At 64.0% G+C, this 12,564-nt stretch carries 14 protein-coding genes; 11 read left to right on the top strand and 3 right to left on the bottom strand.

What is annotated here, in order from left to right; all coding sequences use genetic code 11:
- The first annotated feature begins 31 nt into the window (after positions 1-31).
- A complete protein-coding gene (locus BSG08_RS11275; protein ID WP_093036657.1) occupies positions 32-676 on the top strand; it encodes a HupE/UreJ family protein in 645 nt (214 codons plus the stop codon).
- A 13-nt stretch (positions 677-689) separates the two neighbouring features.
- On the top strand, positions 690-1,154 hold the full coding sequence (locus BSG08_RS11270) for a GNAT family N-acetyltransferase (RefSeq protein ID WP_093036654.1): 465 nt from the start codon (positions 690-692) through the stop codon (positions 1,152-1,154).
- Here BSG08_RS11270 and BSG08_RS19480 read toward each other — a convergent pair.
- Positions 1,151-1,318, bottom strand: a complete 168-nt coding sequence (locus BSG08_RS19480; RefSeq protein WP_093036651.1) for a hypothetical protein — start codon at positions 1,316-1,318, stop codon at positions 1,151-1,153. The genes BSG08_RS11270 and BSG08_RS19480 overlap by 4 nt on opposite strands.
- A 96-nt stretch (positions 1,319-1,414) precedes the next feature.
- A complete protein-coding gene (locus BSG08_RS11260) occupies positions 1,415-1,798 on the bottom strand; it encodes a hypothetical protein (protein WP_093036648.1) in 384 nt (127 codons plus the stop codon).
- Positions 1,799-1,930: 132 nt separating this feature from the next.
- Here BSG08_RS11260 and cobO point away from each other — a divergent pair, with 132 nt between their 5' ends.
- The 4 genes from cobO to preA all read left to right on the top strand — a co-directional run bounded on the left by cobO (position 1,931) and on the right by preA (position 6,186).
- On the top strand, positions 1,931-2,542 hold the full coding sequence (gene cobO / locus BSG08_RS11255; RefSeq protein ID WP_093036645.1) for a cob(I)yrinic acid a,c-diamide adenosyltransferase: 612 nt from the start codon (positions 1,931-1,933) through the stop codon (positions 2,540-2,542).
- 66 nt (positions 2,543-2,608) lie between these two features.
- Positions 2,609-3,376 (top strand): FCD domain-containing protein, encoded by a 768-nt coding sequence (locus BSG08_RS11250; RefSeq protein ID WP_093036642.1) that lies wholly within the window; start codon positions 2,609-2,611, stop codon positions 3,374-3,376.
- 160 nt (positions 3,377-3,536) lie between these two features.
- Positions 3,537-4,868, top strand: coding sequence for an NAD(P)-dependent oxidoreductase (locus tag BSG08_RS11245; RefSeq protein WP_093036827.1), 1,332 nt, complete (start codon positions 3,537-3,539; stop codon positions 4,866-4,868).
- Positions 4,869-4,881: 13 nt separating this feature from the next.
- Positions 4,882-6,186 carry an NAD-dependent dihydropyrimidine dehydrogenase subunit PreA gene (preA, locus tag BSG08_RS11240; RefSeq protein WP_093036639.1) on the top strand — a complete coding sequence of 435 codons (1,305 nt, stop codon included), beginning with the start codon at positions 4,882-4,884 and terminating at the stop codon, positions 6,184-6,186.
- 26 nt (positions 6,187-6,212) lie between these two features.
- Here preA and BSG08_RS11235 read toward each other — a convergent pair whose 3' ends face one another.
- On the bottom strand, positions 6,213-6,839 hold the full coding sequence (locus BSG08_RS11235; RefSeq protein ID WP_093036636.1) for a TetR family transcriptional regulator C-terminal domain-containing protein: 627 nt from the start codon (positions 6,837-6,839) through the stop codon (positions 6,213-6,215).
- Positions 6,840-7,026: 187 nt separating this feature from the next.
- Here BSG08_RS11235 and BSG08_RS11230 point away from each other — a divergent pair, with 187 nt between their 5' ends.
- The 5 genes from BSG08_RS11230 to BSG08_RS11210 all read left to right on the top strand — a co-directional run bounded on the left by BSG08_RS11230 (position 7,027) and on the right by BSG08_RS11210 (position 12,558).
- On the top strand, positions 7,027-8,277 hold the full coding sequence (locus BSG08_RS11230) for a Zn-dependent hydrolase (RefSeq protein ID WP_093036633.1): 1,251 nt from the start codon (positions 7,027-7,029) through the stop codon (positions 8,275-8,277).
- Between the two features lie 79 nt (positions 8,278-8,356).
- On the top strand, positions 8,357-9,820 hold the full coding sequence (gene hydA, locus BSG08_RS11225; RefSeq protein WP_093036630.1) for a dihydropyrimidinase: 1,464 nt from the start codon (positions 8,357-8,359) through the stop codon (positions 9,818-9,820).
- 96 nt (positions 9,821-9,916) lie between these two features.
- On the top strand, positions 9,917-10,702 hold the full coding sequence (locus BSG08_RS11220) for an ABC transporter ATP-binding protein (protein ID WP_093036627.1): 786 nt from the start codon (positions 9,917-9,919) through the stop codon (positions 10,700-10,702).
- A gap of 138 nt (positions 10,703-10,840) precedes the next feature.
- On the top strand, positions 10,841-11,713 hold the full coding sequence (locus BSG08_RS11215) for an ABC transporter permease (protein WP_425439279.1): 873 nt from the start codon (positions 10,841-10,843) through the stop codon (positions 11,711-11,713).
- Positions 11,713-12,558: an ABC transporter permease gene (locus tag BSG08_RS11210; RefSeq protein ID WP_093036621.1), complete on the top strand. Its 846-nt coding sequence runs from the start codon at positions 11,713-11,715 to the stop codon at positions 12,556-12,558. The genes BSG08_RS11215 and BSG08_RS11210 overlap by 1 nt, the downstream gene beginning before the upstream one ends.
- The last annotated feature ends 6 nt before the right edge of the window (positions 12,559-12,564 follow it).

Raw genomic sequence — 12,564 nt, 5'->3', positions numbered from 1 at the left:
GGGAATTTTCCCAAAGCCGGAGGGACGATACATGAAAAAGCCCTGCGCCGTCGCCGCCATCATCATGGCCGCGTCACCCGCGCTGGCGCATCATCCGCTTGCGGGTGCGCCGATGATCACCTTTGGCCAGGGGGTGCTCTCGGGCCTCGGCCATCCGGTTCTGGGGTTCGATCATCTCTTCTTTGTCATCGCGATGGGCATTGCCGCGCGCTTCACTCCGCGCCCGATATTGGCCCCCGCAGGCTATATCGCCGCCATGCTGCTTGGCTGCGGCCTGATGTATGCCGGTCTGGGATTGCCGCTCAAGGAGGCGATGATCGCACTTTCGCTGCTGGTGCTTGGCGGCGTCATCCTGTCGGGCCGCGCGCTGTCCACCGGCGGCGCCATCGCGATTTTCGCAGGCTTCGGCCTGTTTCACGGCTCTGCCTTCGGTGACACCCTCGCGGCGCAGGAAGGCGGCGCAGGCATCCCGGTCCTGATCGGCTACCTCATCGGGCTGGGGCTGGTGCAATATGTGATCGCGCTCGCCGCAGGGCGGGCCGCCGGGAAATTTCTCGGCGCGACCGAGGCGGACGCGATCAACGCCCGCCTTGCCGGTGCCATGATTGCAGGCATCGGGTTGTTCTTGTGCCTTGAGGCCATCGAGACCCCGGTTCTGGCGATGATCGCAGGCTGAGATCAGGACCGCCATGACCCCCGACGCCACGCTGCACATCGGCTACGGTGATCCCCGCGAGCCCGGCACGGTGGCCCTGCTGCGCGCCAGCCACGCGCTGATGCAATCGCTGTTTCCACCCGAAGAGAATTTCTTTCTCGACATCGACGCGCTCTGCGCGCCGGACATCCGCTTCTTTACCGCCCGGATCGGCGACCGCGTTCTCGGCACCGGCGCATTGGCGCTCAGGCGCGGCTATGGCGAGGTGAAATCCATGTTCGTGGACGACTCGGCCCGTGGCCGTGGCATCGCCGACGCCCTGCTGCGCCGGATCGAAGAAGAGGCGCGCAACCTTGATCTACACTATCTCCGGCTTGAGACCGGCGACAAATTGCACGCGGCGCACCGGCTCTATGAACGCCACGACTTTGTCCCGCGCGGACCCTTCGGCGACTATCCCGCCGCGCCCTCGTCGCTGTTTCTGGAAAAGACCCTCTAGCCCTCTTTCGCGGACTTTTCAGCCTTGGCCTTGAGCCGGGCAACCAACTCTTCCTTGGAAGGGCGCTTGCCAAACGGGTTCTTCTCCGATCCGGGCGCGTTATGCTCCTTGTGACGCGGAATCTTGTTGCCCTTTTTGGGCGCGCCTGCTGCTTTGTAATCCATGATCGTACCCTTTCGGCTGTGCACCCGCTGCCGGGTCGCTCTGGCCGCTCTGTGCCGCAAACCCGGCATTCATTCAAGCGGCAACCGCGCAGTCGGTCAATGTCTCGGTGTGCAGATCAACTCGGCATAGCCGCCATGGATATGATCCAGTTCACAGTCATAGGCATGCCCCCTGGGCAGGAGGGCGGCGCCCTCTCCGCAATCAATCTCGGCCACCATCACCGCCTGATCGCCCCAGACGCGCACCACCCGGCAGCCGCTCACCTGCGCGATGGCCGCGGCCCCGCGCGGCGCCACCGCCTCCAGCCGTGGCGCCCATTCGGAATTGACCCGGATTGCCTGCGCCCTTGTGCCGTCGACACGCACATCGAAAACGCTCCGCCCGACCTGCGCCCTTACCGGGTCTGTCCCGCGAAACTCGGGACCGGGTGTGTTGCACCCGGCAAGTGCCGCCATGAGTATCACAACAAATCCGCGCATGCCGCGGACCCTGTATCGGATATGATTAACATCCCCTTAACGCCGCGCACCCGGCATGCGATGCCTTGCCCGCGACCGCCTGGCGTCCTATCGTCACCTTCCTTTGCCCCCGATCTTTCCAAGGAGCCGCCCATGACCCACGACCCCGAACGCCACACGCAGAAAATGATCCGCATCAAGGCCGCGCGCGACAAAATGATGGCCACCAAGACCGGCGAAAAGGGCCTCATCATCGTCCATACCGGCAATGGCAAGGGCAAGAGCAGTTCCGGCTTTGGCATGATCCTGCGCTGCATCGGCAACGGCATGCAATGCGCCGTGGTGCAGTTCATCAAGGGCAGCATGCCCAGCGGCGAACGCAGCCTGCTGAAAGAACGCTTTGCCGATGTCTGCGCCTTTCACACGATGGGCGAGGGCTTCACCTGGGAAACGCAGGACCGCGTCCGCGATACGGAAATGGCGCAGGCGGCATGGCACAAGGCCAAGGATCTGATCCGCGACGACGCCAACAGCATGGTGCTGCTGGACGAGATCAACATCGCGCTGCGCTACGACTATCTCGATATCGCGGACGTGGTGCGCTTTCTGACCGAGGAAAAACCGCCGATGACGCATGTGGTGCTGACCGGGCGCAACGCCAAGCCCGAACTCATCGAAATCGCCGATCTGGTCAGCGAGATGAAGGAGATCAAGCACCCGTTCCGCGATCAGGGCGTCAAGGCGCAGCCGGGTGTCGAGTTCTGACCACAGCACGCTTGCCCGATTGCCCCGGTGGTCATATGATCTGACCAATTGTACCAGAGTGAAGACATGCCTTTTCAGAAAGTCACTCCCGAGAAACTCTCAACCGCCGTCACCCGGCAGATCGAGAAACTCGTTTTGCGCGGTATCCTGCGTCCCGGCGAACGTCTGCCCGCCGAGCGGGAACTGGCCGAGAAACTGGGTGTCTCGCGCCCCTCTCTGCGCGAGGCCGTCGCGGAGCTACAGGAAAAGGGCCTGCTGACCTCCCGCGCCGGGGCCGGTGTCTACGTCGCCGATGTGCTGGGCAGCGCGTTTTCCGAGGCCCTGATCCGGCTCTTCGCCGAGCATGACGAGGCGGTGTTCGACTACATCGCCTTTCGCCGTGACCTTGAGGGGCTGGCCGCCTGCCGCGCGGCAAAACTGGCCTCGGACACGGATCGACAGGTGATCCAGACCATCATGGACAAGATGGAAGCGGCACACCGCAAGACCAACCCGGCAGACGAAGCCCGGCTCGACGCAGAGTTCCACATGGCGATCATCGAGGCCAGTCACAACGTGATCATGCTGCACATGATGCGCTCGATGTTCCAGTTGCTGCGCGAAGGCGTGTTCTACAATCGTCAGGTGATGTTCAAACAACGCACCACGCGCGGAGCGCTGCTCGATCAGCACCGCGCCATCAACACCGCCATTCAGGCGCGCGACGCCGAGGCCGCCCAGGCCGCCGTCACCGCGCATCTGAACTATGTCGAGAAGTCACTCGCCGATCAGCAAAAGGCAGACCGCAACGAGGCGATCGCGCGCCAGCGATTCGAACACGAACGCTCGCGCTGAGCGTCGTACGTCACACCCTTCAGCCGTCCTGAATTTCAGACCAAGCCGCCCTGCCGCAGCATGGGCAAGCAATTTTGACCCTCATTCTAAATTTTACCAATTGATAAAATTTCAAATCGTGGAATACTGAGATCAGCCATCCGATCCTATGGAGACCGCCATGAGTGACAACGCGCTGACCCCCGGCATCGTCGCCGGTCGCCTCGATCCACAGCATCTGGCCGAGAATTTCACCGATCTGCACCCGGCACTTGACGATCACGAGGCGCTGGTTGCCGCCGACCGCTGCTATTTCTGCCATGATGCGCCCTGCATCACCGCCTGCCCCACGGATATCGACATCCCGCTTTTCATCCGGCAGATCGCCACCGGCACGCCCGAGGCGGCGGCCAGAACGATCCTCAGCCAGAACATTCTTGGCGGCATGTGCGCCCGTGTCTGCCCGACCGAAACCCTCTGCGAAGAGGCCTGCGTGCGCGAGGCGGCGGAGGGCAAGCCGGTCCTGATTGGCCGCCTGCAACGCTATGCCACCGACACGCTGATCGCGCAGGGCGTGCATCCCTTCACCCGCGCCGCGCCCACCGGGCGGCGGATCGCGGTGGTGGGCGCGGGGCCTGCGGGCCTCGCCTGCGCGCACCGGCTGGCGATGCACGGACATGACGTGACGCTCTACGACGGGCGCGCGAAACCCGGCGGCCTCAACGAATTCGGCATCGCCGCCTACAAGAGCACCGACAGCTTCGCCGCGCGCGAGGTGGACTGGCTGATGCAGATTGGCGGGATCACCCTGGAGACCGGCAAGCGGCTGGGCCGCGAGGTGTCACTGGCCGGCCTGCGCGAGGATTTCGATGCGGTCTTTCTCGGCATCGGGCTGGGCGGGGTCAATGCGCTCGGTCTGAACGGCGAGGACCGCGAGGGGATGCGCGACGCGGTGGATTTCATCGCAGACCTGCGGCAGGCCGGCGATCTGGCGCGCCTGCCCATCGGCCGCGACGTCGTGGTGATCGGCGGCGGCATGACCGCCGTGGACGCCGCCGTTCAGGCCAGACTCCTTGGCGCGCTCAATGTCAGCCTCGTCTATCGCCGGGGCCGCGACCGAATGAACGCCAGCCGCTATGAACAGGATCTCGCCACCTCCAAGGGCGTGCGGATCATCACCAATGCCACCCCCATCGCCGTGCATGGCAATGGCGCGGTGCGCGAGGTCGAGTTCGAATATACCGATGACGATCTCAACCCCACCGGCCAGCGGTTCCGCCTTGCCGCCGATCAGGTGTTCAAGGCCATCGGCCAGACGCTCGAAGGGGCGGAACTGCCCGATCTCGAGGGTCGCAAGATCGCCGTCACCGGCGCCGGGCGCACCTCGCTGCCCGGTGTCTGGGCCGGGGGCGATTGCGCAGCGGGAGGGGACGATCTGACCGTGACGGCGGTGGCCCAGGGCCGCGACGCCGCCGAGGACATCCACGCCAGCCTGACAGGCCGGGCGAGCTAAGGGAGACAGAGCCATGGCTGACCTTACGACGAATTTCATCGGCATCACATCGCCCAACCCGTTCTGGCTGGCCTCGGCCCCGCCGACGGACAAGGAATACAATGTCCGCCGCGCCTTCGAGGCGGGCTGGGGCGGCGTCGTATGGAAAACACTGGGCGAAGCGGGGCCACCCGTCGTCAACGTCAACGGCCCCCGGTACGGGGCCATCTATGGCGCTGATCGCCGCCTTCTGGGGCTCAACAATATAGAACTGATCACCGACCGCCCGCTCGAAGTGAACCTTGAGGAAATGAAGCGGGTCAAGCGCGACTGGCCCGACCGGACGCTGATCGCAAGCCTGATGGTCCCGGTCAACGAGGACGCATGGCGCGAAATCCTGCACCGGGTCGAGGATACCGGATGCGACGGGGTAGAACTGAATTTCGGCTGCCCGCACGGGATGAGCGAACGCGGCATGGGCAGCGCCGTTGGCCAGGTGCCGGAATATGTGGGTCAGGTGGCGCATTGGTGCAAGAAACACTCAAGCCTGCCGGTGATCGTGAAACTGACGCCGAATATCACCGACATCCGCAAACCCGCCCTTGCCGCCAAGGAGGGCGGCGCCGATGCAGTGAGCCTCATCAACACGATCAACTCGATCACCTCGGTCGATCTCGACAGCTTCAGCCCCGAACCCAGCATCGACGGCAAGGGCGCGCATGGCGGCTATTGCGGGCCTGCGGTGAAACCCATCGCGCTCAACATGGTGGCCGAGATTGCCCGTGATCCGGCCACAAGGGGCCTGCCGATCAGCGGCATCGGCGGCGTCACAACATGGCGCGACGCGGCGGAATTCATGGCGCTTGGCGCGGGCAATGTCCAGGTCTGCACAGCGGCCATGACCTATGGCTTCAGGATCGTGCAGGAAATGATCTCGGGCCTGTCGCAATACATCGACGACAAGGGCTTTGCCTCGGTCGACCAACTGGTCGGGCGCGCCGTGCCCAATGTGGTCAACTGGCAGGATCTGAACCTCAACTATGTCGCCAAGGCCAGGATCAGTCAGGACGACTGCATCAAATGCGGTCGCTGCTATGCCGCCTGCGAGGATACCAGCCATCAGGCGATCGCGATGTCACCCGACCGCGTGTTTACCGTCAAGGATGACGAATGCGTCGCCTGCAATCTCTGCGTGAATGTCTGTCCGGTCGAGGGCTGCATCACGATGGAACCCATGGCGGCGGGCGCGGTCGATCCGCGCACCGGCGAAGTGGTGCGCCGGGAGTATGCCAACTGGACGACGCATCCCAACAATCCGGGGCGATGCGCGGCGGAATAGGGCCTGTCGTCCGACCACGCCCGCCCTCAGGGCGTCAGCAGCCGCCGGAACATCCGCTCAAGATGCGCCGCGGCGCCCGCATGCACCTCTGCCTCGTCCATCAGCACCCGCACCTGCGCGTCGAAATCCGCGTAATGCTGCGTCGTCGCCCAGATCGAGAACAGCAGATGCCGCGGGTCCACCGGGGCCAGCCTGCCAACAGCGATCCAGCCCGAGATCAACTGCGCCGTCTGATCCACCAGCGGTCGCAGCACACTCTCCAGATGCGGGGTCATGCGCGGCGCACCCTGCAGGATTTCGTTGGCGAAAAGTCGGCTCTCGCGCGGCAGATCGCGGGCCATCTCCAGCTTGCGCTGCACATAGGTCAGCAACTCCTCCAGCGGATCGCCCTCCGGGTCGACCGCGCGCAGCGGTGCCAGCCACTCATCCATCAGATGATTGAGCAGCGTCACGTGAATCTCTTCCTTGCCCTCGAAATAATAGAGGATGTTGGGCTTGCTGATCCCGGCCTCCTCCGCGATCTGATCCAGCGTCGCACCGCGATATCCATGCGCCGAGAACACCTCGAGCGCCGCATCGAGAATCCGCTTGCGATTGCGCAACTGAATGCGGCTGGGCTTGCGCGTCGCCTGCGCGGCGGGGCTGTCCTGCATCCTGGTCCTTTCACGTCGAGCGGTGCGATTTTCACCGCCCCCGCGTTCAGGTTAGCCAGATCGCCCCCTCGTCCCAAGACGAATCTTGACAGGGCAACCCCGGCACGCAATCGTAAGTTTACCAAATGGTAAAAAAGCGACAAGGGGCGGCGCGGCGCCCCCGGCAGGAAATACAGTGAGGACACCAATGGCGGCACCCGGCGAAAACCTGAAAATCAACGGCGAACGGCTCTGGGACAGCATCATGGAAATGGCGCAGATCGGCCCCGGCGTGGCGGGCGGCAACAACCGTCAGACCCTCACCGACGAGGATGCCGAAGGCCGCGCGCTCTTTCAGAAATGGTGCGAGGCGGCGGGCCTCGGCATGGGCGTGGACGAGATGGGAACCATGTTCGCACGCCGCGAGGGCACCGACCCCAAGGCGCTGCCGGTCTATGTCGGCAGCCATCTCGACACGCAGCCCACGGGCGGCAAATACGACGGTGTGCTGGGCGTGCTGGCGGGGCTGGAAATCATCCGCACCCTCAACGATCTCGACATCAGGACGCGCCACCCCATCGTCGTCACCAACTGGACCAACGAGGAAGGCGCCCGCTTTGCCCCCGCCATGCTGGCCTCGGGCGTCTTTGCCGGCGTGCTGGATCAGGACTGGGCCTATGACCGGGTCGATGCGCAGGGCAAACGCTTTGGCGACGAGCTGGAGCGGATCGGCTGGAAAGGCCCGGAAAAGGTGGGCGACCGCAAGATGCACGCCTTTTTCGAGCTGCACATCGAACAGGGGCCGATTCTGGAGGCCGAAGGCAAACAGATCGGCGTCGTGACCCACGGTCAGGGCCTGCGCTGGATCGAATGCACGGTGACGGGCAAGGGACAGCACACCGGATCGACGCCCATGTACATGCGCCGCAACGCGGGCCGCGCGCTGGCGCGTGTCACCGAACTGGTGCATGAGATTGCCCTGCAATACCAACCCAATGCCGTTGGCGCGATCGGCCATATCGACGTCTACCCCAACAGCCGCAACATCATCCCCGAAAAGGTGGTGTTCACGGTCGATTTCCGCAGCCACGTGCTCGAAACGCTGGAGGCGATGGTCGAGGAACTCATGGAGACCGCGCCGGGGCTCTGCGCCGACATCGGGGTGAAATTCAGCGCCGAGGTCGTGGGCTTCTTCGACCCGCCCGCCTTTGACGAGACGCTGGTGGGCCGGGTGCGCGACGCCGCGAAACGGCTGGGCTACAGCCATATGGACATCATCTCGGGCGCAGGCCACGATGCCTGCTGGGTCAACAAGCTCTATCCCACCACCATGGTCATGTGCCCCTGCAAGGACGGCCTCAGCCACAACGAGGCCGAGGAAATCACCCCCGACTGGGCGCGCGCCGGCGCGGACGTGCTCCTGCACGCGGTGCTGGAGACGGCGGAGGTGGTGGAATGATTGGGGGCCAGCCCCCAAACCCCCGGGGTATTTTCGCCAAGAAGAAACCCCGGGCATCAGAGCTACAGGGAGACAGGACATGACCACCAAAGTCATCAAGAACGGCACCGTCGTCACCGCCGACCGGACATGGAAGGCCGATGTGCTGATCGAGGGCGAGACGATCAGGCAGATCGGCACGGACCTTAAAGGCGACACCTATATCGACGCCACGGACGCCTATGTCATCCCCGGCGGTATCGACCCGCATACCCATCTGGAAATGCCCTTCATGGGCACCACGGCGGCGGAAACCTTCGAGACCGGCACCTGGGCGGCGGCCTGTGGCGGCACCACGATGGTGGTGGATTTCTGCCTGCCCGGCGCCGATGGCAGCATTAAAAATGCCATCAACGAATGGCACCGCAAATCCACGCCGCAGATTTGCAGCGACATCGGCTATCATATGGCGATCACCGGCTGGAACGAGAGCGTCTTCAACGAGATGAAGGATGCCGTCGACATGGGCGTCAATTCCTTCAAGCATTTCATGGCCTACAAGGGCGCGTTGATGATCGAGGATGACGAGATGTTCGCCTCCTTCAAGCGCTGCGCGGAACTGGGCGCGCTGCCGATGGTCCATGCCGAGAACGGCGATCTGGTGGCCGAGATGCAGCAGAAATACTTTGACCAGGGCATCACCGGACCCGAGGGCCACGCCTATTCCCGCCCCCCCGAATTCGAGGGCGAGGCCGCCAACCGCGCGATCTGCATTGCCGATGCGGCGGGCGTGCCGCTCTATATCGTGCATGTCTCCTGCGAACAGGCGCACGAGGCGATCCGCCGCGCGCGGCAAAAGGGCATGCGCGTCTATGGCGAGCCGCTGGTCCAGTTTCTGACGCTGGACGAATCCGAGTATTTCAACAAGGACTGGGACCACGCCGCGCGCCGGGTGATGTCGCCCCCCTTCCGCTCCAGGGATCATCAGGACAGTCTGTGGGCCGGGCTTCAGGCCGGCTCGTTGCAGGTGGTGGCCACCGATCACGCCGCCTTCAACACCGAGCAGAAACGCGCCGGACGCAACGATTTCCGCATCATCCCCAACGGCTCGAACGGGCTGGAGGAGCGGCTGGCGGTGCTCTGGACGCACGGGGTGGAAACGGGGCGCCTGACGATGAACGAATTTGTCGCCGTCACCTCATCGAACGTGGCCAAGATCCTCAATATCTATCCGAAAAAGGGCGCGCTGGTCGAGGGCGCGGATGCCGATATCGTGGTCTGGGATCCAAAGATCACCAAGACGATCAGCGCTTCGAACCACCATTCGATCCTCGATTACAACGTCTTCGAGGGCTTCGAGGTCAAGGCGCAACCGCGCTACACCCTCAGCCGCGGCGAGGTGATCTGGGCCTGGGGGCAGAATTCGCAGCCACAGCCCGGTCGCGGCCGCTTCGTGCCGCGCCCGGCCTTCCCCTCGGCGCATCAGGCGCTCTCGAAATGGAAGGCGCTGACCGCGCCCAAGATGATCCGGCGCGACCCGCTCAACATTCCGGCAGGGATCTGAGAAATCCGGCGCGCCCCGCCGATTTCGCGAGGCGCGCCTCTTGACAAGAACGAGCCAGCCGGGCGCATTACGCGCGGGGCCAGCAGGGGATGGAAATTGACGACGAATACGGTGATCAGCGCGCGCGACCTGTCGCTGACCTTTCAGACCAATGACGGGCCGGTGCATGCGCTCAAGGACGTGAGCCTCGACGTCGAAAAGGGCGATTTCGTCAGCTTCATCGGCCCCTCGGGCTGTGGCAAGACGACATTCCTGCGCTGCATGGCCGATCTGGAACATCCCACCGGCGGCACGATGACCGTCAACGGTATCAGCCCGGAAGAGGCGCGCAAATCCCGCGCCTATGGCTATGTGTTTCAGGCGGCGGGACTTTATCCCTGGCGCACGATCGGCGGCAACATCCGCCTGCCTCTCGAAATCATGGGCTATGCGCACGACGATCAGGACGCCCGCGTCAAGCGCGTGCTTGAACTGGTCGATCTGGCGGGGTTCGAACGGAAATACCCCTGGCAGCTCTCGGGCGGCATGCAACAGCGCGCCTCGATCGCCCGCGCCCTGGCCTTTGACGCCGACATCCTCTTGATGGACGAACCCTTTGGCGCGCTCGACGAGATCGTGCGCGATCACCTCAACGAGCAACTCTTGCAGCTCTGGGAGCGGACCAACAAGACGATCTGCTTCGTCACCCATTCGATCCCCGAGGCGGTCTATCTGAGCACCCGGATCGTGGTCATGTCGCCGCGCCCCGGCCGGATCACCGACGTGATCGAAAGCACGCTGCCCCGCGAGCGTCCGCTCGGCATTCGCGAGACGCCGGAATTCCTCGAGATCGCCCATCGCGTCCGCGAGGGGCTGCGCGCGGGGCATGGCGATGAGGTCTGAACCCGCCCGCCCTGAAAATGCCCCCTCCCCTCTGACGGGGAGGAGGACTTTCCTCGTTCTCAAAATACTCCAAACCTGCGCTCGATTTCAGCGCTGCGATCCGAGTATTTCCGGAACAGTGAAAGCAGGGGATACGTGATGCGCAATCTTCTTCCGGTTCTCACCATTGTCGCCGCGATTTTCGCCCTCTGGTATGGCTCTGCCGTGGCGCTCAACGCGCAATGGGCGCGGGACCAGGCGGCGCGGGCGGGGCAGGATCTGACCATTTCCGCACTCGTCGCCGACACCTGGTCGCAGGACAAGCCCAAGCTGCCCGCGCCGCATCAGGTGGCCGCCGAGATATGGAAGACCACAGGCGAAATGGTGCTGGAGGGGCGCGGATTCTCGAAACGCTCGCTGTTCTATCACAGCTGGATCACCTTCAGCGCCACCGCGCTCGGGTTCCTTCTGGGCACGGGGCTGGGCATCGCGCTGGCCATCGGGATCGTCTACAACCGCACCATGGACATGAGCGTGATGCCCTGGGTCATCGCCAGCCAGACGATTCCCATCCTCGCCATTGCGCCGATGATCATCGTGGTGCTGAATGCCGTGGGGATTTCCGGCCTCCTGCCCAAGGCGATGATCTCGATGTATCTGTCGTTCTTTCCGGTCGTCGTGGGCATGGTCAAGGGGCTGCGCAGCCCCGGCGCGATGCAACTGGACCAGATGCGCACCTGGAATGCCAGCGCATCACAGACCTTCTGGCGGCTGCGCCTGCCGTCGTCGATGCCCTATCTCTTTACCTCGCTCAAGGTGGGCATGGCCGCAAGCCTCGTAGGCGCCATCGTCGGCGAACTGCCCACCGGCGCCGTGGCGGGACTGGGCGCGCGCCTGCTGGCCGGAAGCTATTACGGCCAGACCATTCAGATCTGGAGCGCGCTCATCATGGCCGCGACCCTGGCGGCGGTGCTGGTGGGGCTGATCGGCCTCATCCAGCGGATCACGCTGAAACGCATGGGGATGGCGTGATGGGCTGGCTGGCCACGGGGGTTTTCGCATGGGTGCTTGGCTGGTGGATCAATTCACGGCTGGCGCGGCAGTCCCGGACACGACTGACCGGATTGCTGGTGCCGGTCATCTTCGGCCTTACGGTCATCGTGATCTGGGAAAGCCTGGTGCGCGGGCTGGGCATCTCGCCCGTGCTTTTGCCGCCGCCCACGGCAATCGCCACCACTTTCGCCAGGTCCACGCATGTTCTCTGGCAGGATTTCGTGCAGACCGCGATCAAGGGCGCGCTCACGGGCTATGTGCTGGGCTGCGGCGCCGCCTTTGTGATCGCCATTGCCATAGACCGATTCCCGTTTCTCAAGCGCGGCCTCCTGCCGGTGGGCAATTTCGTCGCCGCCCTGCCGATCATCGGCATGGCGCCAATCCTCGTGATGTGGTTCGGCTTTGACTGGCAATCCAAGGCCGCCGTGGTGGTGGTCATGGTGTTCTTTCCGATGCTGGTGAACACCGTTCAGGGACTGCAGGAGGCGGGCGCGATGCAGCGCGACCTGATGCGCACCTATGCCGCCGGATACTGGCAGACGCTTCTGAAACTTCGGCTGCCCGCCGCCATGCCATTTGTTTTCAACGGGCTCAAGATCGCGACGACACTGGCGCTCATCGGGGCGATCGTGGCAGAGTTCTTTGGCAGCCCGATCCGTGGCATGGGCTTTCGTATTTCCACCTCGGTGGGGCAACTGGCGCTCGATCTGGTCTGGGCCGAGATCGTGGTGGCCGCCATCGCAGGCTCAGGATTCTACGGCGCGGTAGCGCTGCTGGAAAAGGCGGTGACCTTCTGGCATCCGTCGCAAAGAGGCCGGGCATAAGGCTTG

The sequence above is a fragment of the Roseovarius azorensis genome, from assembly GCF_900109455.1.
GTDB classification, from domain to species: domain Bacteria; phylum Pseudomonadota; class Alphaproteobacteria; order Rhodobacterales; family Rhodobacteraceae; genus Roseovarius; species Roseovarius azorensis.
The sequence above is the reverse complement of the archived record's forward strand: the minus strand, read 5'-3'. Positions and strand labels throughout refer to the sequence as shown.